The organism is Streptococcus sanguinis, assembly GCF_003943735.1.
GTDB classification, from domain to species: Bacteria; Bacillota; Bacilli; order Lactobacillales; family Streptococcaceae; genus Streptococcus; species Streptococcus sanguinis_E.
The window spans coordinates 1-22,409 of record NZ_RJMV01000018.1; the positions used below are offsets into that span (position 1 = coordinate 1).

A 22,409-nucleotide genomic window follows, 5' to 3' on the forward strand; every position below is an offset into this window, starting at 1 on the left:
TCGTAGTTCATTTTAGAGACTCTATTAGCTTGTCGGACATAGACAATTACCTTGCCATGGTCATCAGAAAAATGCTTTAATAGACATCTTGGATAGTAGTGTTGTTTCTTTGTCATCACTTTCTTTACCATTAAAACTAAACCTCTTTAAAATTAACTATATTAAAATAATTATATCAAAAAACCACTATTGTACAATACAAATAAACTTTAATCAGTTAAAATTCAGTTATGTTGCTAAAATCAAAAGAAAAAAGCCTTTGAAACTTTGATTTCAAAGGCTTTTCTTTATCTCAATTATTTCACTTCTATAAAAGATTAAATAATTTCTATTTTAGCTGTTAGAAACATTGGTACATCAATGTTTTTAGAATGCTACATAATAAAAGGTAGAGTGAATGGTAGAGTAGTTATTGCGTTAGTTCAGCAATCTTATCGATATAAAGATTAACAGATTCTAACTTTCTTTGCGGTGCTAACTCGGTGTATGTGTCCATTGTTGTTGAAATTGATTTATCTTTTTTGATTTTTTAATGACCTTTTTGCCATTATGGATAATTGTTTCAGTTTCATCAGAAATCAAAAATTTTTTTCTTTGAATATTGAAATTTGCGAATGTCTTGGAAAGTCTAAGACAGCTAGATTGTATTAAAATTAAGTCATCATCCGACAAAGAATTCATTCTTTTATTTACAGTTTCCAAATCTCTAAATAAAATAGAGCCGAAGCAGTGGTAAAACATATTTTCAACAAGCTTAGCAATATCTCAAAAAATAATTTCTTTATAGTCTAAGTCGGTTTGAGTATTCAAATAAAGCAATATTGAAGCAGTAACTTGTCGCTTTCCCTTTTCAACTTGGCTAACTTGACCTGCATTACCTAGGTCGCTTTGCTTTAAATTATACTTTTTTCTTAAACATTTGATACGAGTAGGTATTTCTTGTGAGTAATTTTCATCAAAAAATTTCTTAGATAAGTCCTATATATATAATCATGGTAAAGTAGTAAAAATAGTTGTTATCCTAGTTGATTAAAAAAATCTCTGATTTCCTCATCTTTTATAAAATAATATATAATTTTCCCCTCTCTTCTAGTGTCCAAAATGTTTTGATTGGCTAGTTTACGAAGATGGTGGGATGCAGATGCCATACTGAGATCTAGTAAAAAGGCTATATCACAGACACAGAGTTCTTCAACAGCAAGGAGATAAAAGATGATATTTATCTGTTTATTATCGGTAAACTTTGTTAAAATGCGAAGTGATTTTTGGATTTTTTCCTTTTCAAGGTAGTTCATTGCGGTTGTAACATTTTGTTGATTTATAATATTCACTTGGCAGATACTATCTTTTATCATAATATTTTCTCATAGCCTAACACAGTCCACAGCATGTTAAAACTGTTGTTTTCAATCAGAATATATATCCCCAATCCTAAATAAACAACGGCAATAAACCATCTGCTATATTTTTCCAAAGTTTCTCCAACAGAAGGGACTTGTGCCAATTTTTGGGCAGAAAAAACCAAGAGATAAATCATGACTAGAAAGGTAAGTAAAGCTACTATCAAATTCGCTAAATTTAAGGTAATAAAATATGGGACAAAAACACCAATATTGTCAGCACCACAACTTGCAAAAGTAATCATAGCAACTAGAAAAATCAGGTTTTTATTATCTTTGCGCAAACCATCTTTTACAATAGCTTCTCCATCAGAATCTCCTAAAAGCAAAACTTTGAGGCCTAGGAAAATTGGAATCAAACCGAGCAAACCTAAAATCTCTTTACTAGGAATATAATTTAAGACAAATGCAAAAAGCAAACTTAGCAATATTAGACTAACAGAGCCTAGAAACTGTCCTAAATAGATGTTAATGATGTCTTTTCTGCTTTTTCTTTTGGCAAAAAATAACATTAGGATAATAAGTAAGTCTACGGCTGTCCCAGAATACAGGATTATTGAAGTAACAACATTTTGAATCATAAAACACTTCATTCAAATATATTTTTGAATGTATTCTAACATTAAACTTTGTAGATGTCAACTTAAAATCCACCAAAATATAGATAAGAAGTTAGTGTACCAAATATTAAAAAGTCCTGCCATCGAAATTATAGCAGGGCTTAACTTCAATATCCAGATGATATATTTATCTAAAAAAGGTAGAGATTGGACTGAAATATAGTGAAATGTATTGAAATTGAAAAAAGAAAAAACGCTTGAAATCAGCGTTTTTCTTATGTATTGATTCGTATTGAATGCTTACTTCACTTCTGTAAAGGTTTGAAATGTTATTTTAGCGTCTTTCAAATGTTGTTAAATCAACGTTTGAAAAATTTTGATTAAAAAATGTAGTCAGAAATGTAGTTAAAGTGCTAAACTGTAAGTTTAGCTATTTCTCTGAGATAAATCTCAACCGCCTCAGCTTTCTTTTTAGGAGCTAATTCAGCATAAGTATCCATAGTTGTTTTTATGGATTTATGTCCCATCCTTATTTGAAGTTCTTTCCAGTTTGCCCCAGCATTCAGCATTAAAGAAGCATGAGTGTGGCGAAAGAGGTGGAAACCGTAGTTTGGCAATCCTAACTCAGTCAAGCGCTTTTTAAGTGTTGCACGCTCGTTTCTATCGCACATATAGTTTCCATAGATAGTTGGAAAAATCAAGTCGGAGATAGGGAGTTCATGCTGTTCAAAGTAACTACTCATCTCAGAATGAAAGGCTTTTAAATCATCTAGAATTTGTCTTGGAACAGCTACTCGGCGATTACCTGAGTCAGTTTTTGCACTATTTTTACAAATCATTTCGCCTTTTATACCTAGCTTTTTATTTCCTGCTTTCCACATTAGAGTCTTATTCACAACAATCTCATTAGTGTCAAAATCCAAGTCATGAATGGTCAAAGCAAGAAGTTCATTGATTCGTAGAGCTGATGCTAGAAGAGTATCACAGATAACTTTGAATCGACGACTTGCTCTTGTATTTGGTAAACTACTAATATGTTTCAACCAAGTAGCCAATTCTTCTTCATGTAAAACCATAATACGTTCTTTAGAGGATTTGGGTTTTGGTGGAATTTTAACTGAGCTAGCAGGATTGTGTGTCAATTCAAAATTGGTAATACCAAAATCAAAGATATCACTCAGTTTGTAAACAACAGCTCCGAAATCTTTTGCGTGTCCCTTTTTAGACTTTTTAGCACCTGATTCAACAGATTTTTTTGATTGTTGAGCAAGCTGATTGATCCATAATTGAATATCAGCAGACTTAATTTCTTCTGGTTTGTAATCACCAAATTTAGGAATAATATAGGTATTTAAGTATCCTCTAACACGGTTGATAGTGTTTTGAGATGATACCCACGTTACAAAGCTTGTAAACCATGCTTCTGCCAATTCCTCAAGACTATTGATGACTAAAGTCTCTTTTACCGTCGAACCTTTAGCTTCAAAATCAAGTCTAGCTTCAATAATTTTTCGGTCAAGACTTCTTAGGGTTTTAGCAGTAATGGAAGATGTTATCTTCTTACCAGTTTTGGAGTCTACACCAATATAAACTCCACGTTGTGTGTAGCTTATTTTACCATTGTTTTTAGTTGTTTTAATGACCTTTCTATTTTTGTAAACGATAGTTTCTTTTTGCATATCAGCCTTTCTTTTTCGGACATATAAAAGGCTAAAATAACAACCTCACATGGATTTAATGTGATGGTATTATTTTAGCATATTTTGATGTTAAAGAGTTAAATAGTTTATCACATCATCCATTTTGTAATAAACGGTTCGAGTACCTTCGATAGGTGGCTCTAATCGTTTTAAACCTGTTTTTTCCCATGATCTTAGAGTATTGGGGGAAATTTTTAGGATTGATAACAGTTCTTTTTGAGTCACAATCCCCGCCTTCTTTTGGATAGCCTGCTGTTGCTGAATAAGAGTCATTAGGTAACTTAGTAAATTTTCAATTTGACTGAGCCTAGTTTGTTCGTTTATAGTCATTCTTTCTCCCTTCATTCATCCATCGCATCAATTTTTTCAAGAACTTCTTGAATGCCTTGTTCAAGGATAGTCAATCCTTCTGTGGTTCTTGCTTCGTTTAATGGTACAACGTTCAGTTTCTGTACGAGATGTTTTAGGGCGTGGAGTTGGTTTTTAATTTCTTGAATTCTTGAGTTCATATTAGTTGTCTTTCTCTGGTGTGTTTGTAAACTGTGCTAAATAGTCTTGGTATAAACAGTCCCATTCTTGGAGGAGTTGTTGCTTGTATGGGTAGAGCTCAGGAGAATCGTTTATCTCCCTTTCAAGCTCTGCTAATTGGCGTTCCATTTGTTGTTTTTTGAGTGTATATTCTGGTGTCATTTGGTTTCTCCGTTGCTATTGATAATATTGATAAATTCGTTGAAAAAGTCGGCTGATGCTTCTCTTTCAATGGTGTGAAAAGGATTAGGGAAGTCTTTTCCGTCTAGTTTTGTGTAGGTTGCTTGGTCAGGCTGATAGGTCATGTGGTAGAATTTATCGGCTTCCACTAAGATTACAGTGCTCAGTCGCCTATTGAGCTGTTCAAAGCTATCAATGCTTTTGAGGTGTAAGATATTGTCGTAGAGTTCTTTTGGCGAGTAAGGACTCGTGATGAATAAGGTTTCAGCTGTCAAGGCTTTGTCAACGTAGCGTGAAGGCAAGAAAACATCAAAATTATAAGGGTCAATGATTTTTAACAAGTCTTCGTATCGGAAAGTATCGGGTCTCAGTTCATCAATGATAACCGTTTCTTGGTTGTGATAGGCTTGAAAAGGGTCACGGCTAGACCCTGTTACATAGTAGGGTGTTCCCTTGTTGCTAGCGTAGGTTTTGGCTAGTCGGGTCTTTCCGAGTCCAGAAGCGCCGTAGATATAAATGACTTGCTTCATCTTGCCTTGCAGTTTCATCTTTTGAAGGAAGTCTTTTCCGAGCTTTTCTTGCCTTTTTTCGGCAACGGATTTCAGGCGATTACTGGCTTTGGCGTATTGACTTCCCGTTAGTTCGTTTTCAATCTCTTCCAGAGTCAATACTCCCTCGTAGAGTAGGTCAAGGTATTCTTTGATTAGTTCGCTTTCATTTTTGTTGTGAGCTCGTTCAATTTGTTTGGTGATACTTTCAAGTTTTCGCTCAAAGTCAAAGTTACTGATGACATCTGTTACAGGATATTGGTATTTGTTTTGGGCGTCAGTGGTGCGGTGCACCAGATAGCTGTAACCGTTGTTGAGATGCTTGAAAAATTCCAGACGCTCTACCTGGGCATCTTCTCGCGTCCCTTCTTTATCGTTGATTTCCCAAGCAAGGCTGTAAGGGCTACGGGCGTGTTTAAAGTACAGCATGAGGTGGATATGGGGTTCGACTAAGTCCCCGTTTTCATCAATGTCTTTGTCATGTAAAATACCAGCCCACTGAAACGGCTGAGTAGCTTGAACAATGCGTGCAATTTCGTCTTTCCAGTCAGGTAGACGAGCGAGGCGCATTTGTTGGGTGTACATAAAGGAACGTTGTTTCTTTAGCTTCTTGGTCATGTGCGTAATCCTTTCTTGTTTTGGCACACTGGCACAGATAGAAATGCGAGACAATGCCAAGACCAGTCTCGCAATAGATAAAGGAATAAGAGGGGATAGAAAGCAATGACACACTTTTGTAAATAAAAAAGTGTTGAAAGGTCTTCTTGTCTGCGACAAAGACCTTTCAACACTCATTTGAAGCAAGTACCGATAGTTTGATACCACCCCTTTTGAATTTGTTCAAAGTCTGAGAAAACAAAATCGCCATCAATTTCTTGTAGTTCTACTTTCATTTCAGGAAGCAACTGCTTGGCTCTTTTCTTGTTTTCGTGGTCATGGGGTAAACGCCACTTAACGATAATCTTATCGGCGGTATAGACAGCTGTCAGAGTCTGTAAGGAGTGATTGAATTTCTTTTTAACCGCCTTTTGGTCAGTAATGATTCTCATATCCAGCTGGTTATCTGGTTTAGAGGTCAGGATACGTCCAAAACGCCGTAAGCGATAGGTGACTAGACAAGAACGCCCCAAAGTTCGGAGGGCACCTTTCCAGTGAGCAAAGAGCAGAAAAGCAAGACAGAGAGCTCCGAATGACATAGCTAAGTAGAGACTGAGCTGGGAAAGGACTCTCCCAAACTCAGCTAGCTGAATCTTCTCCAAATAAGGAATCGCAAATGAAAAGAAGCAAAAAGCACTAAAGCTAACTCCAGCGCCGATTAGAATGTATTTGAATATGTTGTAACGATTGACCATTAGCTTTTCTTTCTATAGTGAGGTGTCAGGAGGGGCATGATATTACTGTCATGCTTTCCGTCGCTAAACTTAACAATCCCTGTCCCGATACCACTAGGGACAACGATATTTTCGATATGGGCGTTAGGGAGTAAGAACTGGGTCGTGTTGGTGTTAATTTCCCCCAATATAATGGAACAGTTGATTTGTTCCCGAACGGCGAGATTCCCCCCAAAGGCAGTTGCATCAAAGCGCTGGGAAACAAGAATCAAGGAAACCTTGGTCGCTCGACCTAAAAGAGCGACCGTTCCGAGAAGTTGGGCAAAGGTATCTCTTGCTTGTTTAGAAGAGCCCTGAACCAGGGCGAGCAATTCATCAATGATGATGTAGGTTCGCTTTAGAGGAGCGTTAGGATATTTGAGGAGGAGTTCTTGGCGCTCGTAGATTTTGTTTATCGCACCCCCAAGAACATCATTTACCTCAGTGATGAAGCTATTCAGGTTAGCCCCTCTATTAGGCGATAGGACCGTCAAATTCAACTCTTTTCCTAAGCAATAGATGTCTGCTTTTTTGGGGTCAACAGCGATAATGTCATCTGTTATTTTATGAATACATCGTATTAAGTATTCTAGAAAATAACTCTTTCCCGAACCTGATGAACCGCTGATAGCCATATGGACAACATCATTGAGGTTAAAGTTAACTTGATTCGCCATCAGAGGAATATAGCTCTCAGAAACCTCGCTTTTGATAAACTGATGAATATCTGGAATAGTTAAGCGAGTTGGAATTCCGTCCATCCAAGGGAAAAAGAAAGCACGTGCCAAATTTTGTTCTTCTATTTTGTAGGGAAAGAAGATAGCGTTGTTTTGTAGGAGTAAGGTCTTGTATGGATAGAGAATACCTGAGCAAATGTCCGCGATCTTGAAATACAAGTCGCGGTCAAGGACGTAAGAAACAGGAAGATTGGGAATGAAAAACATCCCCTTATCTTCCTTAGCAAGGTGGATGGAGAAAGAGTTGGTGAAACTTGACTCCCTATTGATGTCAAGCGTGTTGTTTAAGTTTGTGGTGATAAATTTGATGAGGGAAGCATCGTCAATATGAACTTTTTTGAGCATAAGAACTCCTCTATGCTTTCTGAATGCTTTTGGCACGGAAGTAAACATTATTTTTGATTTGAATAGCTTCTAATTTTTCAAAGCTCACTTCATCTCCAATAGAGAAGAAAGTCAAGTCAGGTTTATTTTCAGGAAGAAATTTCACACGGAAAGGATTGTGGCTTGCGGTCGCAATCCATGCTTGATAACCTGAAATAGTATTTGTACGAGCATTGTTTTCATACTCGTATTGTGTTTCGAGTTCTAATCCTACAATATGAAGAGTTTCGCTTCCAAGAGCTTCTGTTGCGAATTGTTCTGAATAACCATTTTGGTTTTTAATTTTGAAGGCCATATTTTTACCTCTTTTTTTAAATTTGTTGCATCCAAAAGTTCTCCTTTGGATTGGAGTTTTAGTTGTTTTGACCAACTAATAGCAAATAATTGAACATTTTTGTGTGCACATATTTTCAGCAAGCACTTCTGTAATGGAAAAATAACAAAAAAGACTTGCCCTTGTTCTTGACAAAGAATGTCATTTGTGTTAATTTCTAATTGTAAGGGATTGAGAGACTAGCGAAAAGCTAGAAGGTGCTGAAAAGTAAAAACGTTTCATAGATTAAAAGGGGCTAGGGGTAATACCCCTAGCTTAATTTCTGTGTACACAGAAATTAAGACACATAATAAAATATAAAATTTTTTTGTAAAATTTCTCTCTGAGCAAGCTATTAATTAGATTTGCTAGGAGCAGTTGGTACAAAAAAAGTGATAATTAAGAATGAATGGAAACTCTTCTTAACTATCTAATCGCTGCGGTTAGGTAGTTTTTTAAGAAATGTATATAGTCAAATTATAGAGGAGAAATAAAATGAGAAGCGATTGCGATATAGAATTAGAAACTGGAAAGCCAGTAGAAAGTTTTTTAGCAGAGTTAGGAAACTTATATGCTCAGTTACTGGCAGGTGACTCAGAAGTTAAAGGTAATATAATCTATCTTTCAGATTATCGTGCTAGAAAGTGTTCGTTGTCAGAGGAGTTCGAGGATTTTTTGTTTAGTAGTGAAGTTTTTGTATATCAACGAGACGAATATGAAAATATTTCAAGAATGGACTTTTATAGCATCTTAGATTCTATTGATAAAAATGAAAAAGCACCTGAAATCATTGAATTTATTTCACCGGCTCGAAAAAAAGAAAATTGTGAAGGTCTATTTCAAATGGATGATGTAAAATTGGCATACTATACAGATGGTAAGCTTATAGTTGACACCAAAGGAATTTGTCATCCAGTTGCAGAAATGTTTTATGACAAGTGGGATAGTAAATTAAAATATAATAAATTAGCAGTTATAGATATCGAAGTAGCTCCTTTTGAATCCGTGCAAAGCATTGAAAAAACTATGCTGTTTCAATACCTTCACGAAGTAATAATAAAACAAAAAGAGAGCCTCAGGGTGAAGCTCCTCTTTTTGTTTTATATCCGAATTTCTAAATTTATTTCACAAAAAATGTAGTCAAAAATGTAGTCATTCGGTTGATTTTTATTGCAATACATTGAAATTTGGAAATTCAAGAATCGCGTTAAATCAATGTTTTTTCGTTTCTACTGAAACGTAATGACCCACTATTTAACTTCTGTAAACACAACGTGCTTGCGAAGTTTTGGTGAGTATTTCTTCAATTGAAGACGGTCTGGTGTGTTGCGTTTGTTTTTAGAAGTAAGGTACAAGCGTTCACCAGATTCTTTGTGTTCAAGTGTAATATTTACGCGCATGGTAGCTCCCTTCTATTATTCTGCTGCAGCAGCTTTGGCGATCTTACGGCCCTTGTAGTATCCTTTAAGGGATACACGGTGAGAGCGTGAGTAGTCACCAGTAGTTTCGTCAAAAGTTACAGTTGGAGCTGTCACTTTGTAGTGAGTGCGGCGTTTGTTTTTCTTCGCTTTGGAAGTGCGACGTGCAGGTACTGCCATTGTTTGTTTCTCCTTTTAGTTTGTGAATTCGATTCAATTTGATGATTTTCATCAACTTTAACAGTATAACAAAACTTTTTTGTAAAGTAAAGTTACTTGACAGATTTTTTTAAAATCTTTTCTGCTTAGGTTTTTCAAAGAAACCGGTTTTTCCGTATGCTATAATAAGAACAAAGGAGGCAGACTATGAAAGCAGCATTAAAATTACTTAGTCTATTCTGGCTGGGAATCATGTGTATTGTTTTAATCTTTTGGGGAGTGAAAAGTTTTCGTGATTATCAAATTATGAAAGATGTAGAAAATCATTTGACTGCGGATTTCAAAAGCATGGGATACAAGGGGAAAGTGACGGTAAAAAACTACGATAGGCCTGCCGGCTATGGGGAGACCATGGACTTTAGCTATGAAGAAAAGATTGATGGAAGACTTTTGACCTTCTCAGATAGCTTGGATTATGATCCGACAACCAAGCAATACGAAGCTTCAAGATTAAGTCCCGTACCTGAGGAAACTGAGACAGGCTTAGATGATAGCATTCAGTTGGGAGCCATGTGGCAGCAGCCTTATGTTCAGAAGCAGTTTAAGAAAATGAAGTCGGTCTTCAAGAAGCTAGAAGATGAGGAGCTTACTTTAAAAGAAATTTCAGGTGAAACAATGGAAGTGCTTCGTCAGGATGACAATCAAATAACCTCAGAAATGCTGGATGCTGGGCAAGCAGAGCTAGTTCAGGATTTCCAAAAGAACAGGCAGAAAGGTCTGCCTCTCAATGGTTATTATAATGTTGATGTCGAGTCTTATCTGCAAAAACATACTCTGCAGCTTCGAGTGAACTATGAGCTATTAGTTGATGATTTGTATGATGATGAGAAAGCTAGAGACAAGTACCCCGGAGTCTTTTTTCAAAAGCTCAAAAAGTTAGACTACAGTCAATTTTGGGATGGTTATTACATAGTAGGCTATGATTTGAGAGAGCGTTCTGGTAGCGGTATAGACGGGAATTCTGAGGTGATTGTGTTGGATATTCGAGGAGGTAAATTAGTTCGTACTTTTAGTGCTTTTTAGAGCTTGACTATTTTTGAGAAGAATTGGTTTATTTCAGGAATTAAGCTGATATGTTTTAATTGCTTAGGATTTTTGAGGAAAATTCATTTTTGAATCTTCTGAAAATTTAAAAATTTTCCTCTGTAAAATACAGCCTAAGTGTGGTATAATAAAGCACAAAGATTACAGCAATGAAAGGGAAAGCTATGACAGATAAGGATATTCGTCACAGAAGTAAGATTTATGACAGTATGGTTAAATCTCCTAACCGTGCCATGCTTCGCGCGACGGGGATGACTGATAAAGATTTTGAAACGCCTATTGTTGGGGTGATTTCCACTTGGGCGGAAAATACACCCTGTAATATCCACTTGCATGACTTGGGCAAGCTGGCCAAGGAAGGTATCAAAGCGGAGGGCGCTTGGCCTGTTCAGTACGGGACTATTACGGTTGCGGACGGGATTGCCATGGGAACGCCGGGGATGCGCTTCTCTCTGACTTCACGCGACATCATCGCGGACTCCATCGAGGCTGCCATGGGCGGGCACAATGTGGATGCTTTTGTAGCTATCGGGGGCTGTGATAAGAATATGCCTGGCTCCATGATTGCCATTGCCAATATGGATATTCCTGCTGTCTTCGCCTACGGTGGAACGATTGCGCCAGGGAAGCTGGACGGCAAGGACATTGACTTGGTTTCTGTCTTTGAAGGAATCGGGAAATGGAACCATGGTGACTTGACGGCTGAGGAAGTACGGCGCATTGAGTGTAATGCCTGCCCTGGCCCTGGTGGCTGTGGCGGTATGTACACAGCCAATACTATGGCGACGGCTATTGAAGTTCTGGGCATGAGTCTGCCAGGCTCCTCTTCTCACCCTGCTGAGTCCAAAGATAAGCAAGAGGATATCGAAGCAGCTGGCCGTGCCGTCGTGAAAATGCTGAAGATGGGGCTGAAGCCGTCTGATATTTTGACACGTGAAGCCTTTGAAGATGCAATCACAGTGACTATGGCTCTGGGTGGTTCTACAAATGCTACTCTGCACTTGCTAGCCATGGCTCATGCGGCCAATGTTGAGCTGACGCTAGATGACTTTAATGTCATTCAAGAGAAGGTGCCACATTTGGCTGACTTGAAACCATCCGGTCAGTATGTCTTCCAAGACCTTTACGAGGTTGGTGGAGTACCGGCTGTGATGAAATATCTCTTGGCGAACGGCTTCCTGCATGGTGATCGCATCACTTGTACAGGTAAGACGGTGGCAGAGAATCTAGCAGAATTTGCTGATCTGACACCAGGTCAAAAGGTCATTATGCCGCTTGAAAATCCAAAACGTGCAGACGGTCCGCTTATCATCTTGCATGGTAATCTAGCTCCAGACGGCGCTGTTGCTAAGGTTTCTGGTGTTAAAGTACGCCGTCACGTCGGACCGGCCAAGGTCTTTGACTCAGAAGAAGCCGCTATTGATGCGGTACTGGCCGATGAAGTGGTCGATGGCGATGTGGTTGTAGTTCGCTACGTTGGACCAAAGGGTGGCCCTGGTATGCCAGAGATGCTGTCACTTTCGTCTATTATCGTAGGGAAGGGGCAAGGAGACAAGGTGGCTCTTCTAACAGATGGTCGCTTCTCAGGTGGTACTTACGGCCTGGTTGTCGGACACATTGCTCCGGAAGCTCAGGATGGTGGCCCGATTGCCTATCTTCGTACAGGCGATATGGTCACGGTTGACCAAGATACCAAGGAAATTTCCATGGCAGTATCTGACGAAGAGTTGGCGAAACGCAAGGCAGAAACGACCATCCCACCGCTTTATAGTCGCGGGGTACTTGGTAAATATGCTCACATGGTATCCTCTGCCGCTAAAGGTGCTGTTACAGACTTCTGGAAACCAGAAGAAACTGGTAAAAAATAGCTTATATATGATAAAAGAACCCGCTAGTTTTTCTAGCGGGTTTGATATTTTTACTTTAAATGTAGATGAACTAGTCATCTTCTTATCTAGGACTGATTCCCAGAGCAATGCGGCCGAAACGGCTGATACGGGTGATTTTCCAAGCAGGAGACCAAGTAACTTCGACAGAGGCACTTTCAATCTCATCAATTTTTTTAAGAGAGTCCATAATGGCGATGGGTAGACTCTCAGCACAATCACAGGCTGTATCGGTAAAGGTCATAACAACCTTGCAGTGGCCGTTTTCGTCTAAGTTAATTTCATAAATCAACCCTAAGTTATAGACATCCAGCTCTACATCCGGATCGTAAATACGCTCGAGCTTCTCCACCAATTTATCCTGAATGGCAGCTGCTCGATCATTGATTTTGATATCGTCTCTCATGGCTATTCCCTTCTATCTGATTTGAATTGTTTTTATTTTCTCACAATTCTGACTTTTTTTCAAGCTATTTTGGAACATGAAAACGGATTTAGTTCTTCCAAATGAAAAATCCCTTTCAGGCTCCTCAAAATGGCGGACTTATGATAGAATATAAGTACTAAAGAAGGCGGAGGTCAGAAGATGAAATTACAAAAACCTAAAGGAACTCAGGACATTCTTCCTCAAGAATCAGCCAAGTGGCAGTATGTAGAAGACTTTGCCCGCAAGACATTTAGAAAATACAATTATGGCGAAATCCGCACGCCGATTTTTGAGCACTATGAAGTCATCAGCCGCTCGGTCGGGGATACGACAGACATTGTGACCAAGGAAATGTATGACTTCTATGATAAGGGCGACCGCCATATCACGCTGCGTCCAGAAGGGACAGCGCCTGTGGTGCGTTCTTATGTAGAGAACAAGCTTTTTGCTCCTGAAGTGCAAAAGCCTGTTAAAGTCTACTATATGGGCTCTATGTTCCGCTATGAGCGGCCTCAGGCTGGACGTCTGCGGGAGTTTCACCAGATTGGTGCAGAGTGTTTTGGATCCAGTAATCCTGCTACAGACGTAGAAATGATTGCCATGGCGGCTCAATTTTTCAAGGATATTGGCATTACCAATGTCAGCTTGGAGCTTAACTCGCTGGGGAATCCTGAGAGCAGAGCTGCTTACCGTCAGGCCTTGATTGATTATCTGACTCCACTGAAGCCTAGCCTATCAGCAGATAGCCAACGTCGCTTGGAGGAGAATCCGCTGCGCGTGCTGGATTCTAAGGAACCCGAAGACAAGGCGGCAGTAGAAGGTGCACCGTCTATTCTGGACTATCTGGATGAGGAGAGCAGTACCTACTTTGCGGCCGTTCGTTCCATGCTAGAGACCTTACAGATTCCTTATGTCATCAATACCAACATGGTCCGTGGCTTGGACTACTATAATCACACAATTTTCGAGTTTACGACAGAGGTGGCTGGCAGTCAGCTGACCATTTGTGCTGGTGGCCGTTATGATGGGCTGGTTGCTTACTTTGGCGGACCTGAAACGCCAGGTGTTGGCTTTGGTATGGGCTTAGAACGCCTACTTCTAGTACTTGACAAGCAGGGAGTAGAGCTGCCGATTGAAACTGCTCTGGATGTTTATGTAGCCGTTCTAGGAGCTGGTGCCAATGGCAGAGCTTTGGAGTTAGTGCAGGCTCTCCGCGCACAAGGATTTGCGGCAGAAAGGGATTATCTAGACCGCAAGCTCAAAGCTCAGTTTAAATCCGCTGATAACTTTAAAGCCAAAACTCTTATCACCTTGGGTGAAAGCGAAGTGGAAAGCGGTCAGGTGACTGTTAAGAACAATTATAATCGTGAGGAGATTACTGTTAGCCTAGACCAAATCCAAGAAAACTATCAGCTTATTTTTGAGAAATTGGGGTTTTAAAGGTTTGAATCTAACAGTCAAAAACGCTATAGTATCAGACGTTTAAACGAACTTGGTTGACAACGCGTCAATATATTTTCTAAAAAATATATTTAAAAACTTGAAACATAAAGTGATTATTGATATAATGTATCCGTTATATAAATTTGCTAAAGGAGAAACAACTATGGCACAAATTAAATTGACTCCAGAAGAACTTCGTACATCTGCAAACAGATACACTGAAGGTTCTGAAAATGTAACTCAAGTTTTGACTACATTGACTAATGAACAAGCAATTATTGCTGATAACTGGGATGGTTCTGCATTTGATAGCTTTGAAGCACAATTCAACGAATTGTCTCCAAAAATCAAAGAATTTGCACAATTGCTCCAAGATATCAATGCACAGTTGGTTAAAGTTGCTGACATCGTTGAGCAAACTGACCAAGATATCGCTGCACAAATTCACTAATTTTGTTATAACGGCTTTAGGAAGGCAAGAGCCTTCCTATTTTTGTAAAGATTTAAAATGAAAAAAAGCAGTTTCTTTCATATTTGATAAGAAAATCACTGCAATGTAAAGGCAAGCTCTGACAATCTGAATCAACATCTGAATTAGACTGTTAGAGCTGTTTGTGTCTTTCTGTGCGCTTTTTTATGTAACAGTAAACTAAAAAATTTAAAAAGAAAAAGAAATTTGCATCCATGGGAAATAAAAAATTACTTAAGTATATAGGAAACGTTGTTTTAGTCATCGCCTTGCTGGCTGCAGTAGTGACGCTGAATGTCGCAGTGCAGAAGAATACAAGCAGCGCTAGAGACAGCAAAATCAAAACAGATCAAAAGACTAAACTGAATGTTGCGGTCGTCAATGAAGACCGGGCTGTTAAGGTTGACAAGAAAGAGTATAATCTTGGAGCTAGCTATGTCAAAAATCTAGAACGGGATGACTCTCAAAACTGGTACATCGTGACGCGTGGAGCTGCAGATGCTGGCCTGGAAAATGGGAAATACCAACTGGTCGTGACGATTCCAAGTGACTTTTCAGAGAAAGTGCTAGATGTCAATGCTATCAGTGCAGATCGGACAATCGTTACTTATAAAGTTAACGCTGCAGGAAATCAGCAGATTGAAAATGAGGCCAACAGTCTGGCTAAGGATATTATCGCAGATCTGAATAGCCAGTTGGTTGATATGTATATGGCAAGCATCTTGAGCAATCTATATACAGCTCAGCAAAATGTGCAGGCTAGTTCAGAGGTGCAAGTTACCAATATTGGCAATTATCGAACCAACTTGTTGGAGTCTGCCATTGGCTCTAAGAATATCTTCCCAACATTAGTCAGTATGTCTGCTTCATCTGTTGAAGCTAATAACTCTCTGAAGACGACTCTGGAAACTTATGCTAAGGCTTTTGATGACTTGGATAACTCTCAGGCCACTTATGGCAAGAATTTTGATAGTCTTCTCAAACAGCGAGCGGATGACCAAGTTAACTATGCCGCATTTATGAAGCAACTGATGGAAATGGACGAAAAAGTTGTCCATGATGATACTCAAAAACTCTACGCTAAGTTAGAAGAAACACAAAAAGATTTCACTAAACAGCTTGGCTCAACAGATGATGTGAAAGATGTGGATGTTGATAATGTCAGTCAGCAATTACAGGATTTGGAAACTGCTTTGGAAACTGAACGTGGTCAATTAGATGTCCATAAACAGCAGATTAAGGACTTTGTTGATAATAAATTAAGAACTTACTATGGTGTTGAAGAAGGCAAGCCTATTACTCTTAGCGCAGTGTTAGGAGATGCCATAACAAGCTACGATGCTTCTTTGAAGGCACAAATAGCTGAAGCAGTAAAAGCTTTGCCAGCTTCTCAACCAACAGAGGTGAAATTCGGATTGCCTGTTCCTGCTCTTGATTATTCAACCATTTCGCAATTTGGAACACCACAAGGAAATGGAAGTGCTGAGTTAGACAATCTGGCAGCAGCTGCAGAGAAAGCGGCTAGCTCTACAGCCAGCCCAGTTAATAGCCAGGTTGGAAAGGCTACTTTGTCAGTCACTCCACCAACAGGTGTAACAATTAGAACTATTACATACAATGGCGAAACAGTAACAAATGGGCAAGAAATTAATTTGGCTGAAGGCGCTAATTTTAATGTGCAGTTCAATGTGGCTAATGAGGCTGCAGCCACTTCAGTTGACAGCTCAATTGATATTTCTCTGAATGGTATTAAGGTTGCAAGTGCGCCAGTGAATGTAGAGGATGCACAAAAAGCGGCAGCGGCATATGGAGCTAAAGTACAAGAGATTTCTTCTGCCTACCAACACGTTATGTCTTTAATCCAAGCTTATAATTCTTTTGATGAGTTAAAAAATAAAGATATGTCTGAATCTTTATCTACCCTTTTGATAAATGCTATTAATTCGAATCTAGATAGTTATCAAAATAGCTTGTCTAAAAGTAACGATGGTAAGAGTCAAGGGGTTAAAGAAACCTTAGATGAAACGATTAGTAACTTGAAAAACAAGATTGAAGACGTCAAAGGGACGAACGCTAAACTCGCAGAAGAGATTGGAGAACAGCTCAAACTTTATGAAAATCTACAAACTAGAATGTCAGATATTTCAAAAGCTCAGGCTTCTTCTACAGATGCATTGGCTAAAACAGACACCGATTTGTCATCTCTGAATTCAGAATTCTCATCCTTGTTGTCTTCGACTTCTGGTGTTAAGTCCTCTTCACAGACCAATGTGCAGGCAGCTGATAGTGTCAACCAGATCTTCAGCAGTTTCAATCGTGAGCTGGAAAATGCGCAAGGAACGACAGAGAAACTGTCTGCGAATGCTGAAAGCTTGATGGGGCAATTCAATAAGGAATTGGAAGATAATGGCAACTTTGTGGAGTCCTTTGTCAAGGTTCTTAATAATGCCTATGAGAACGGTGTTCCTAATGAAGTGTTACTGGACTTCCTGTCTAATCCAGTTGCTCAGTCTTCTTCATCTGTCAAAGCGACTGTCAATGTTTACCGTCCATTTACTTGGATTCTCTTGTTGGAGGTTGTTAGTCTCTTTACGGCCTATCTCTTTGCAACGCAAAATATTGTGCGCAAGGTTAAAGACCGCTTTAAGCTTAATAAACTACAAGATACAGATATTATGACTGTGGGCATTCTAGGCTTCCTGTCTCTGACGATTGGTCTGGTTATTGGGATTGTCTCCAGCATGCAGCTTCATATCGGCAAGGAATATGTTCCATCTTGGGTCTTGTTGATTGTGGTTGCTAGCTTTGTCTTGATTCAGGGACAGTATTTGTTCCTCAAGCATCTGCGCGTGATGGGCATGGGCTTGGCTTTCTTCATGATTATCAGCTTTGTCTACCTATCTAATGCTATTGGTACGACAGCAAGCTTGACTGGCTTCCCAGCCTTTATCAAGAGCTTGAATGCCTTGTCTGTGCTAGAAGGCATGCTGTCAGGTTACTTTGACGGCAAGACCGCTGGCTTCTTTGCCATCTTTGGTCTGATTGTCCTACTGGCTCTGCTAGTTGCAGCTAATATCTTTATCAAGACTAGAACATTAAAAACTGAGGAAGTTTAAAAGAGTATGAAAAGAATTCTGTTTTTATTCCTACTCCTAAGTTCGTTTGCGGTGACGGCTGTCGCCGCAGATGAGCTAAAGGATAATCGTCTGCAGATAGATAATTCGCGGATTGAAAAAGAGCAAGAACTGAACTTTGGTGCACAATCGGAAGGCACCAAGTCTCTTTTCGTTGCTGAGAATCAGGAAAAAATTCAGGAAATGAAGCAGTATCAAAATAAACAGTTGGCCACAGAAGCGGGACAACTGTTTTCTGCTATACAGGGGCCGACGGATATTTACCATTCCAAGGAGCTTTTTCAGCCGGGAACGGAAAAATTGTCCAAGTTGCAGACGAGTTTGAAAAGTGATGATGAAAGCAGCTGGGATGATTTTCTGCCAGGAGTAGTCTACTTTGTAGCAGCCATACTCTTGGTCAGTATGACTGTCTTTGTCAGCTATCGTATCAGTAAGGGAGAAGTATAACATGGAAGGACATATCAATATCACTCTCCGTTTGCGTGATAAGGACGTGGATATTCGCATTCCTAAGCGGATTGAGGTCCGTCGCTTCATTCGGGAGATTGATCAGATTTTCAATATCGAAGGAAAGCGCCATAAGTATCAGCTGCGGATTATTAACAAGGGGTTGATACTGGATGAGGGCAAGGTTTTGGCTGATTATCCAGTCACAACGGGAGATTTAGTAGAGATTGAGGAGATTTAAGGTGACTGAGGAAAAATTTGTATTTGCTGAACAAGAGTTTATCTATGAAAAAAATGACAAGAATTGGAGCCTAACACTGAAGCGTTCGGATGTAGCAACGCAGGATTTGCGGGAGCTCTTGCTTTTGGACCTGCACCATCCGCTTTTCTTGGAACAGGAGACTAAGGCCGACCACGATAGTGTCTACTTCACCTATCAGATTGAGCCTTTAGGGCTTTCTAAAGAAGAGATTGAAAAGCGCACGATTTCTGAGCGGATTCGTCTGGCTCTCAATGTGTTTGCCCTAGAAGCGGCACTGGAATTGCCGGTTACTTTTTTGCTGCATCCTAGCAATCTCTTTATTACCAAGGATGCGCAGGCTAAGATTGCTTATCGCGGAGTTCCCAGCATCATGACACCTCAGGCTATTTCTCGGGAGGACTTTTTGCGCCAGGCCAAGTGCTTTGCGGTGACGCTCTTTGCAGATCTGGACTTTATGGAGCTTTACAAGGGCTCGTTGGAGCTAGAAACTCTGCCAGATTTCCTAGTGGAACTGCGTGAGGCTGACAGTCTGGAAGATGCGGTTGCTGTTTTGGAGAAATCTTATCAGGAAAAGGCTGCAGAAGAAGCAGAGAAGCAGACACTAGTCTCCAAGCGCCAGCATAAGATTTTCAAACTGGCGACCATCTGGCTGACAGCAGCTGTTGTGATTTTGACCATTCCTTTGATTTATCTGATTTTCATACAGAATCCTTTCAAGGAAAAGCTGTTACAGGCGGATACTGCCTTTATCAAAGTGGACTATAGCAAGGTCATCGATGAACTGGAGGGAATTTCTCCTAAGAGCCTGCCGAATACACAGAAATATGAACTAGCCTACTCTTATATCCAGGGCTTGGAATTTTCTGATGATCAGCGTAAGGTCATCCTGAACAATGTCACACTAAAATCAGATGATTTGTATCTCAATTACTGGATTCAAGTTGGACGTAATGATTTTGAAGATGCTTTGGATACAGCCAAACGGATTAATGACTCAGACCTGATCATCTATGCCTTGACGCAGGAGATGAAAAAGGTACGTGAGGACGATAGTTTGTCTGGTAAGGATCGGGAGACTAAGCTTGAGTCCTTGGAAGGCGAGTATAAGAAATACTGGGATAGCCGCAAGGAGCTTTTGACTGGTGATTCTAGCTCAAGCGCTTCTGGCGAGGAAGGTTCTTCAGGAGCAAGCTCTTCCTCCAGCAGTGAAGCGTCGTCTAGCAGTAGCGCGAAGGAGTAAGTATGAGCAAGACAATCATCATCTATACAGACCATCTGCGCTATGAGCTGCAGCTGACAGAGGACAAGAAAGTTCTCTTAGCAGCTAGTGAGAAGGCCCAGCTTTACCTGCCTCATCAGGAGACTCCTATCCAGCTTCAGCTAGCTGAAGGGCAAGTCTTTTATCAGATGGGGGAAGAAACGGGTGTCGTAACTGACGGTATGACCCTGGGTAATCTAACCTTGTATCAATCTGATTCGGAACCGGCTGTTTATGATCTGCTGGACAGAAAAGAGTTACTCATCAGCGACCAGAAGGGGGCAGCCATCAGTCTGGAAGTGCCTTTGGAATTGCTCTTGAAGCGAACAAATGATTCTTGGCTTTTGACCAAGATGCGAGGTCAAGTTTTTCTCAATCATGTTGAGTGGACGGGAGACCAAATCCAGCTGGAAGCCGGCGACGAGCTAAGCTTGGAGGGTATCTGCCTCAAGGTCTATCCAGAAGAAATCTGGGTGACGGGTCCAGCTACGGTCAGCTCTAACCTGACCTTGCGAGGGGCTTCTCGCCATGGTTTCTATCCAGACTATCCAGACTATCACCGTTCACCGCGGATTATCTATCGGAGTTCAGAGGACAAGATTCAGATTGCTCCGCCAAGCAAGGAGCCTCAAAAGCCCAATGATGAGCTCTTGAGACTGATTGTGCCGCCGCTCCTTATGGTTGGGGTGACGGTGCTGATTACACTGGTTCAGCCGCGGGGGATTTATATCCTCGTTACAGTTACTATGTCAATCGCCAGTGCTATCTTTTCGGTGCGCGGTTTCTTCAAAAACCGCAAGAAGTTCAAGGAAGACAAGAAGGAACGCATCGATCTTTATCACCTCTATCTGAAAGACAAGGCTATTGAGCTGAACAAGCTGGAACGTGAGCAGCGTGATGGCATGCTCTACCATTTCCCAAACATTAACGAACTGACAGGTCTGGTGACAGACTACAGCCACCGCATCTACGAGAAGACACCGCTTCACTTTGACTTTCTTTACTATCGCTTGGGACTTGGCCAGGTGCCAACCTCCTATAAGCTGACCTACGGTCAAGAGGAGCGGAGCGGAAAGAAAGATGCGCTGGAAGAGGAGGGCTATACTCTCTACACTCGGCATAAGAAAATCCCCGACCTTCCTATCGTGGCTAATCTTAGCCATGGACCGGTCGGCTATATCGGTCCGCGCAATCTTGTTCTGGAACAGCTCCAGCTCTTGGTCATGCAGCTGGCGGTCTTTCACTCCTACCACGATGTGCAGGTGATTACCATCATGCCAGAGGAGGAGCGCGACCAGTGGGATTGGCTGCGCTGGCTGCCGCATGCGACTCTGCAAGAGCTGAACGTCCGTGGCTTTGTCTATAACCAACGGACGCACGATCAGGTCCTAAACAGTCTCAACCAAATACTGAAACTGCGCAAGGCACAGAAGGAAGAAGCGACCCGGCAGGAGACGACACTCTACAGTCCTCACTATGTGGTATTGGTCACAGATGAAAAGCTGATTCTCGACCATATCATCATGGAGTTCTTCACAGAGGATCCAACACATCTAGGCTGCTCACTCATCTTCGTGCAGGATGTGATGAGCTCGCTGTCTGAGAATATCAAGACAGTTATCAATATCAAAGACCGCAACACTGGTCAGCTAGTCATGGAAGAGGGAATCCTCAGAGAGATTGACTTCCGCTTGGATCATTTCCCAGAAGGCTATGACAAGGAACGAATCGCTCGGACCTTGGCACCGCTCAATCACCTGCAGAATCTCAAGAGCTCAATCCCTGATACTGTGACCTTTATGGAGATGTATGGGGCAGAGACCTTCTCAGACCTGCAAGTCTTGCAAAAGTGGCAACAGAATGCGCCGTATAAGAGTTTGGCAGTACCTATCGGCCTGCGGGGCAAGGAAGACCTGGTCTACCTCAACCTGCATGAAAAAGCTCACGGACCACATGGGCTCATTGCCGGGACAACGGGATCTGGGAAGTCAGAGACCATCCAATCCTATATCCTGAGTCTGGCCGTCAACTTCCACCCGCACGATGTGGCTTTTCTCCTCATCGACTACAAGGGTGGGGGAATGGCCAACCTCTTCAAGAACCTGCCCCATCTCTTGGGAACCATTACCAACTTGGACGGAGCCCAATCCATGCGGGCGCTAGCTTCCATCAATGCGGAGATTCACCGCCGGGAGCGGCTCTTCAGAGAGTTTGAAGTCAATCATATCAACCAATATCAAAAGAAATTTAAGAACGGGGAAGCAACCGAACCTCTGCCCCATCTCTTCCTCATCTCGGATGAGTTCGCAGAGCTCAAGGTCAACCAGCCTGACTTTATCAAGGAGCTGGTATCCATCGCTCGGGTCGGACGTTCCCTCGGGGTCCACTTAATCCTGGCTACTCAGAAGCCCTCTGGGGTGGTGGATGATCAAATCTGGTCCAACTCCCGCTTTAAGCTAGCGCTCAAGGTGGCAGACCGGACGGACTCGATGGAAATGCTTAAGACGCCAGATGCGGCAGAGATCACCCAGACAGGCCGGGCCTATCTGCAGGTCGGCAATAATGAAGTCTATGAGCTCTTCCAGTCAGCCTGGTCAGGGGCAGACTACCAGCCGGATAAGGACGAGATGGGTATCGAAGACCATACCATCTATTTAATCAACGACCTAGGCCAATACGAAG

25 protein-coding genes and 1 pseudogene are annotated in these 22,409 nt (G+C 41.0%); 11 read left to right on the plus strand and 15 right to left on the minus strand.

The genetic code is table 11. The annotated features are described in order from the left end of the window. From D8877_RS12555 to D8877_RS11790, 4 genes and pseudogenes are all read right to left on the minus strand, one after another. Positions 1-131, minus strand: a 131-nt coding sequence (locus tag D8877_RS12555) for a DUF4238 domain-containing protein (protein WP_376739362.1), incomplete at its 3' end; no start/stop codon positions are given. Positions 132-561: 430 nt separating this feature from the next. Continuing rightward, positions 562-936, minus strand: a pseudogene (locus D8877_RS12470) (helix-turn-helix domain-containing protein); the annotation flags it as partial. An 80-nt stretch (positions 937-1,016) separates the two neighbouring features. After that, positions 1,017-1,355: a Cd(II)/Zn(II)-sensing metalloregulatory transcriptional regulator CadX gene (cadX, locus tag D8877_RS11785; RefSeq protein WP_125341494.1), complete on the minus strand. Its 339-nt coding sequence runs from the start codon at positions 1,353-1,355 to the stop codon at positions 1,017-1,019. Beyond that, positions 1,352-1,981 carry a CadD family cadmium resistance transporter gene (locus D8877_RS11790; RefSeq protein ID WP_185760224.1) on the minus strand — a complete coding sequence of 210 codons (630 nt, stop codon included), beginning with the start codon at positions 1,979-1,981 and terminating at the stop codon, positions 1,352-1,354. Before D8877_RS11790 ends, cadX begins: the two co-directional genes overlap by 4 nt. A gap of 28 nt (positions 1,982-2,009) precedes the next feature. Between D8877_RS11790 and D8877_RS12475 the strand changes: the two genes are divergently transcribed. Further along, on the plus strand, positions 2,010-2,183 hold the full coding sequence (locus D8877_RS12475) for a FanG protein (RefSeq protein ID WP_125341496.1): 174 nt from the start codon (positions 2,010-2,012) through the stop codon (positions 2,181-2,183). A 190-nt stretch (positions 2,184-2,373) separates the two neighbouring features. On the opposite strand, the gene D8877_RS11800 is transcribed toward D8877_RS12475, so the two are convergent. The 8 genes from D8877_RS11800 to D8877_RS11830 all read right to left on the minus strand — a co-directional run bounded on the left by D8877_RS11800 (position 2,374) and on the right by D8877_RS11830 (position 7,702). Beyond that, positions 2,374-3,639 (minus strand): tyrosine-type recombinase/integrase, encoded by a 1,266-nt coding sequence (locus tag D8877_RS11800; protein ID WP_125353404.1) that lies wholly within the window; start codon positions 3,637-3,639, stop codon positions 2,374-2,376. Positions 3,640-3,729: 90 nt separating this feature from the next. Further along, positions 3,730-3,990: a MerR family transcriptional regulator gene (locus D8877_RS11805; protein ID WP_125353406.1), complete on the minus strand. Its 261-nt coding sequence runs from the start codon at positions 3,988-3,990 to the stop codon at positions 3,730-3,732. Positions 3,991-4,001: 11 nt separating this feature from the next. Then, positions 4,002-4,169 carry a hypothetical protein gene (locus D8877_RS12310; protein ID WP_185760225.1) on the minus strand — a complete coding sequence of 56 codons (168 nt, stop codon included), beginning with the start codon at positions 4,167-4,169 and terminating at the stop codon, positions 4,002-4,004. A 1-nt stretch (position 4,170) separates the two neighbouring features. Beyond that, the gene (locus D8877_RS11810) at positions 4,171-4,350 is read right to left on the minus strand and encodes a hypothetical protein (protein ID WP_125353408.1); all 180 of its coding nucleotides are present in this window, start codon (positions 4,348-4,350) and stop codon (positions 4,171-4,173) included. Next, the gene (locus tag D8877_RS11815) at positions 4,347-5,534 is read right to left on the minus strand and encodes a Rep family protein (protein ID WP_185760226.1); all 1,188 of its coding nucleotides are present in this window, start codon (positions 5,532-5,534) and stop codon (positions 4,347-4,349) included. Before D8877_RS11815 ends, D8877_RS11810 begins: the two co-directional genes overlap by 4 nt. Before the next feature lie 173 nt (positions 5,535-5,707). After that, on the minus strand, positions 5,708-6,268 hold the full coding sequence (locus D8877_RS11820) for a hypothetical protein (protein WP_125353413.1): 561 nt from the start codon (positions 6,266-6,268) through the stop codon (positions 5,708-5,710). Then, positions 6,268-7,368, minus strand: a complete 1,101-nt coding sequence (locus D8877_RS11825) for a cell division protein FtsK (protein WP_125353415.1) — start codon at positions 7,366-7,368, stop codon at positions 6,268-6,270. The genes D8877_RS11820 and D8877_RS11825 overlap by 1 nt, the downstream gene beginning before the upstream one ends. Positions 7,369-7,378: 10 nt before the next feature. Continuing rightward, entirely contained in the window at positions 7,379-7,702 is a 324-nt protein-coding gene (locus D8877_RS11830; protein ID WP_125353418.1) for a hypothetical protein, read from the minus strand. 513 nt (positions 7,703-8,215) lie between these two features. Between D8877_RS11830 and D8877_RS11835 the strand changes: the two genes are divergently transcribed. Further along, entirely contained in the window at positions 8,216-8,860 is a 645-nt protein-coding gene (locus D8877_RS11835) for a hypothetical protein (protein WP_125353419.1), read from the plus strand. Between the two features lie 110 nt (positions 8,861-8,970). Here the strand turns inward: D8877_RS11835 and rpmG are convergent, their stop codons facing one another. Beyond that, positions 8,971-9,120, minus strand: a complete 150-nt coding sequence (gene rpmG, locus D8877_RS11840) for a 50S ribosomal protein L33 (protein ID WP_001265622.1) — start codon at positions 9,118-9,120, stop codon at positions 8,971-8,973. Positions 9,121-9,135: 15 nt separating this feature from the next. Continuing rightward, positions 9,136-9,318, minus strand: coding sequence for a 50S ribosomal protein L32 (gene rpmF / locus D8877_RS11845; protein WP_002894148.1), 183 nt, complete (start codon positions 9,316-9,318; stop codon positions 9,136-9,138). Between the two features lie 186 nt (positions 9,319-9,504). Here rpmF and D8877_RS11850 point away from each other — a divergent pair, with 186 nt between their 5' ends. Beyond that, entirely contained in the window at positions 9,505-10,380 is an 876-nt protein-coding gene (locus tag D8877_RS11850; RefSeq protein WP_125341497.1) for a hypothetical protein, read from the plus strand. A 185-nt stretch (positions 10,381-10,565) separates the two neighbouring features. Further along, positions 10,566-12,269, plus strand: a complete 1,704-nt coding sequence (ilvD, locus tag D8877_RS11855; protein WP_032909867.1) for a dihydroxy-acid dehydratase — start codon at positions 10,566-10,568, stop codon at positions 12,267-12,269. 82 nt (positions 12,270-12,351) lie between these two features. Here ilvD and D8877_RS11860 read toward each other — a convergent pair whose 3' ends face one another. Beyond that, the gene (locus D8877_RS11860) at positions 12,352-12,693 is read right to left on the minus strand and encodes a metal-sulfur cluster assembly factor (protein ID WP_002899327.1); all 342 of its coding nucleotides are present in this window, start codon (positions 12,691-12,693) and stop codon (positions 12,352-12,354) included. Between the two features lie 180 nt (positions 12,694-12,873). Between D8877_RS11860 and hisS the strand changes: the two genes are divergently transcribed. The 7 genes from hisS to essC all read left to right on the plus strand — a co-directional run. Continuing rightward, on the plus strand, positions 12,874-14,154 hold the full coding sequence (gene hisS / locus D8877_RS11865) for a histidine--tRNA ligase (protein ID WP_002911010.1): 1,281 nt from the start codon (positions 12,874-12,876) through the stop codon (positions 14,152-14,154). A gap of 166 nt (positions 14,155-14,320) precedes the next feature. After that, complete coding sequence (locus D8877_RS11870; protein ID WP_023917057.1) at positions 14,321-14,608, plus strand: WXG100 family type VII secretion target; 288 nt, start codon at positions 14,321-14,323, stop codon at positions 14,606-14,608. Between the two features lie 233 nt (positions 14,609-14,841). Next, positions 14,842-17,742, plus strand: coding sequence for a type VII secretion protein EsaA (gene esaA / locus D8877_RS11875; RefSeq protein WP_002911011.1), 2,901 nt, complete (start codon positions 14,842-14,844; stop codon positions 17,740-17,742). A gap of 6 nt (positions 17,743-17,748) precedes the next feature. Next, positions 17,749-18,207 (plus strand): type VII secretion protein EssA, encoded by a 459-nt coding sequence (gene essA, locus D8877_RS11880; RefSeq protein ID WP_002911012.1) that lies wholly within the window; start codon positions 17,749-17,751, stop codon positions 18,205-18,207. Between the two features lies 1 nt (position 18,208). Further along, a complete protein-coding gene (locus tag D8877_RS11885; protein WP_002894139.1) occupies positions 18,209-18,448 on the plus strand; it encodes an EsaB/YukD family protein in 240 nt (79 codons plus the stop codon). Position 18,449: 1 nt separating this feature from the next. Continuing rightward, positions 18,450-19,709, plus strand: a complete 1,260-nt coding sequence (gene essB / locus D8877_RS11890) for a type VII secretion protein EssB (RefSeq protein WP_023917054.1) — start codon at positions 18,450-18,452, stop codon at positions 19,707-19,709. A gap of 2 nt (positions 19,710-19,711) precedes the next feature. Then, positions 19,712-22,409, plus strand: a 2,698-nt coding sequence (gene essC, locus D8877_RS11895; protein ID WP_125353420.1) for a type VII secretion protein EssC, incomplete at its 3' end; no start/stop codon positions are given.

What these genes read in the sequence shown, in the direction of transcription:
- cadX (WP_125341494.1), bottom strand. Translation starts at nt 1,355, where the DNA reads ATGATAAAAGATAGTATCTGCCAAGTGAATATTATAAATCAACAAAAT.
- D8877_RS11790 (WP_185760224.1), bottom strand. Translation starts at nt 1,981, where the DNA reads ATGATTCAAAATGTTGTTACTTCAATAATCCTGTATTCTGGGACAGCC.
- D8877_RS12475 (WP_125341496.1), top strand. Translation starts at nt 2,010, where the DNA reads ATGTATTCTAACATTAAACTTTGTAGATGTCAACTTAAAATCCACCAA.
- D8877_RS11800 (WP_125353404.1), bottom strand. Translation starts at nt 3,639, where the DNA reads ATGCAAAAAGAAACTATCGTTTACAAAAATAGAAAGGTCATTAAAACA.
- D8877_RS11805 (WP_125353406.1), bottom strand. Translation starts at nt 3,990, where the DNA reads ATGACTATAAACGAACAAACTAGGCTCAGTCAAATTGAAAATTTACTA.
- D8877_RS12310 (WP_185760225.1), bottom strand. Translation starts at nt 4,169, where the DNA reads ATGAACTCAAGAATTCAAGAAATTAAAAACCAACTCCACGCCCTAAAA.
- D8877_RS11810 (WP_125353408.1), bottom strand. Translation starts at nt 4,350, where the DNA reads ATGACACCAGAATATACACTCAAAAAACAACAAATGGAACGCCAATTA.
- D8877_RS11815 (WP_185760226.1), bottom strand. Translation starts at nt 5,534, where the DNA reads ATGACCAAGAAGCTAAAGAAACAACGTTCCTTTATGTACACCCAACAA.
- D8877_RS11820 (WP_125353413.1), bottom strand. Translation starts at nt 6,268, where the DNA reads ATGGTCAATCGTTACAACATATTCAAATACATTCTAATCGGCGCTGGA.
- D8877_RS11825 (WP_125353415.1), bottom strand. Translation starts at nt 7,368, where the DNA reads ATGCTCAAAAAAGTTCATATTGACGATGCTTCCCTCATCAAATTTATC.
- D8877_RS11830 (WP_125353418.1), bottom strand. Translation starts at nt 7,702, where the DNA reads ATGGCCTTCAAAATTAAAAACCAAAATGGTTATTCAGAACAATTCGCA.
- D8877_RS11835 (WP_125353419.1), top strand. Translation starts at nt 8,216, where the DNA reads ATGAGAAGCGATTGCGATATAGAATTAGAAACTGGAAAGCCAGTAGAA.
- rpmG (WP_001265622.1), bottom strand. Translation starts at nt 9,120, where the DNA reads ATGCGCGTAAATATTACACTTGAACACAAAGAATCTGGTGAACGCTTG.
- rpmF (WP_002894148.1), bottom strand. Translation starts at nt 9,318, where the DNA reads ATGGCAGTACCTGCACGTCGCACTTCCAAAGCGAAGAAAAACAAACGC.
- D8877_RS11850 (WP_125341497.1), top strand. Translation starts at nt 9,505, where the DNA reads ATGAAAGCAGCATTAAAATTACTTAGTCTATTCTGGCTGGGAATCATG.
- ilvD (WP_032909867.1), top strand. Translation starts at nt 10,566, where the DNA reads ATGACAGATAAGGATATTCGTCACAGAAGTAAGATTTATGACAGTATG.
- D8877_RS11860 (WP_002899327.1), bottom strand. Translation starts at nt 12,693, where the DNA reads ATGAGAGACGATATCAAAATCAATGATCGAGCAGCTGCCATTCAGGAT.
- hisS (WP_002911010.1), top strand. Translation starts at nt 12,874, where the DNA reads ATGAAATTACAAAAACCTAAAGGAACTCAGGACATTCTTCCTCAAGAA.
- D8877_RS11870 (WP_023917057.1), top strand. Translation starts at nt 14,321, where the DNA reads ATGGCACAAATTAAATTGACTCCAGAAGAACTTCGTACATCTGCAAAC.
- esaA (WP_002911011.1), top strand. Translation starts at nt 14,842, where the DNA reads ATGGGAAATAAAAAATTACTTAAGTATATAGGAAACGTTGTTTTAGTC.
- essA (WP_002911012.1), top strand. Translation starts at nt 17,749, where the DNA reads ATGAAAAGAATTCTGTTTTTATTCCTACTCCTAAGTTCGTTTGCGGTG.
- D8877_RS11885 (WP_002894139.1), top strand. Translation starts at nt 18,209, where the DNA reads ATGGAAGGACATATCAATATCACTCTCCGTTTGCGTGATAAGGACGTG.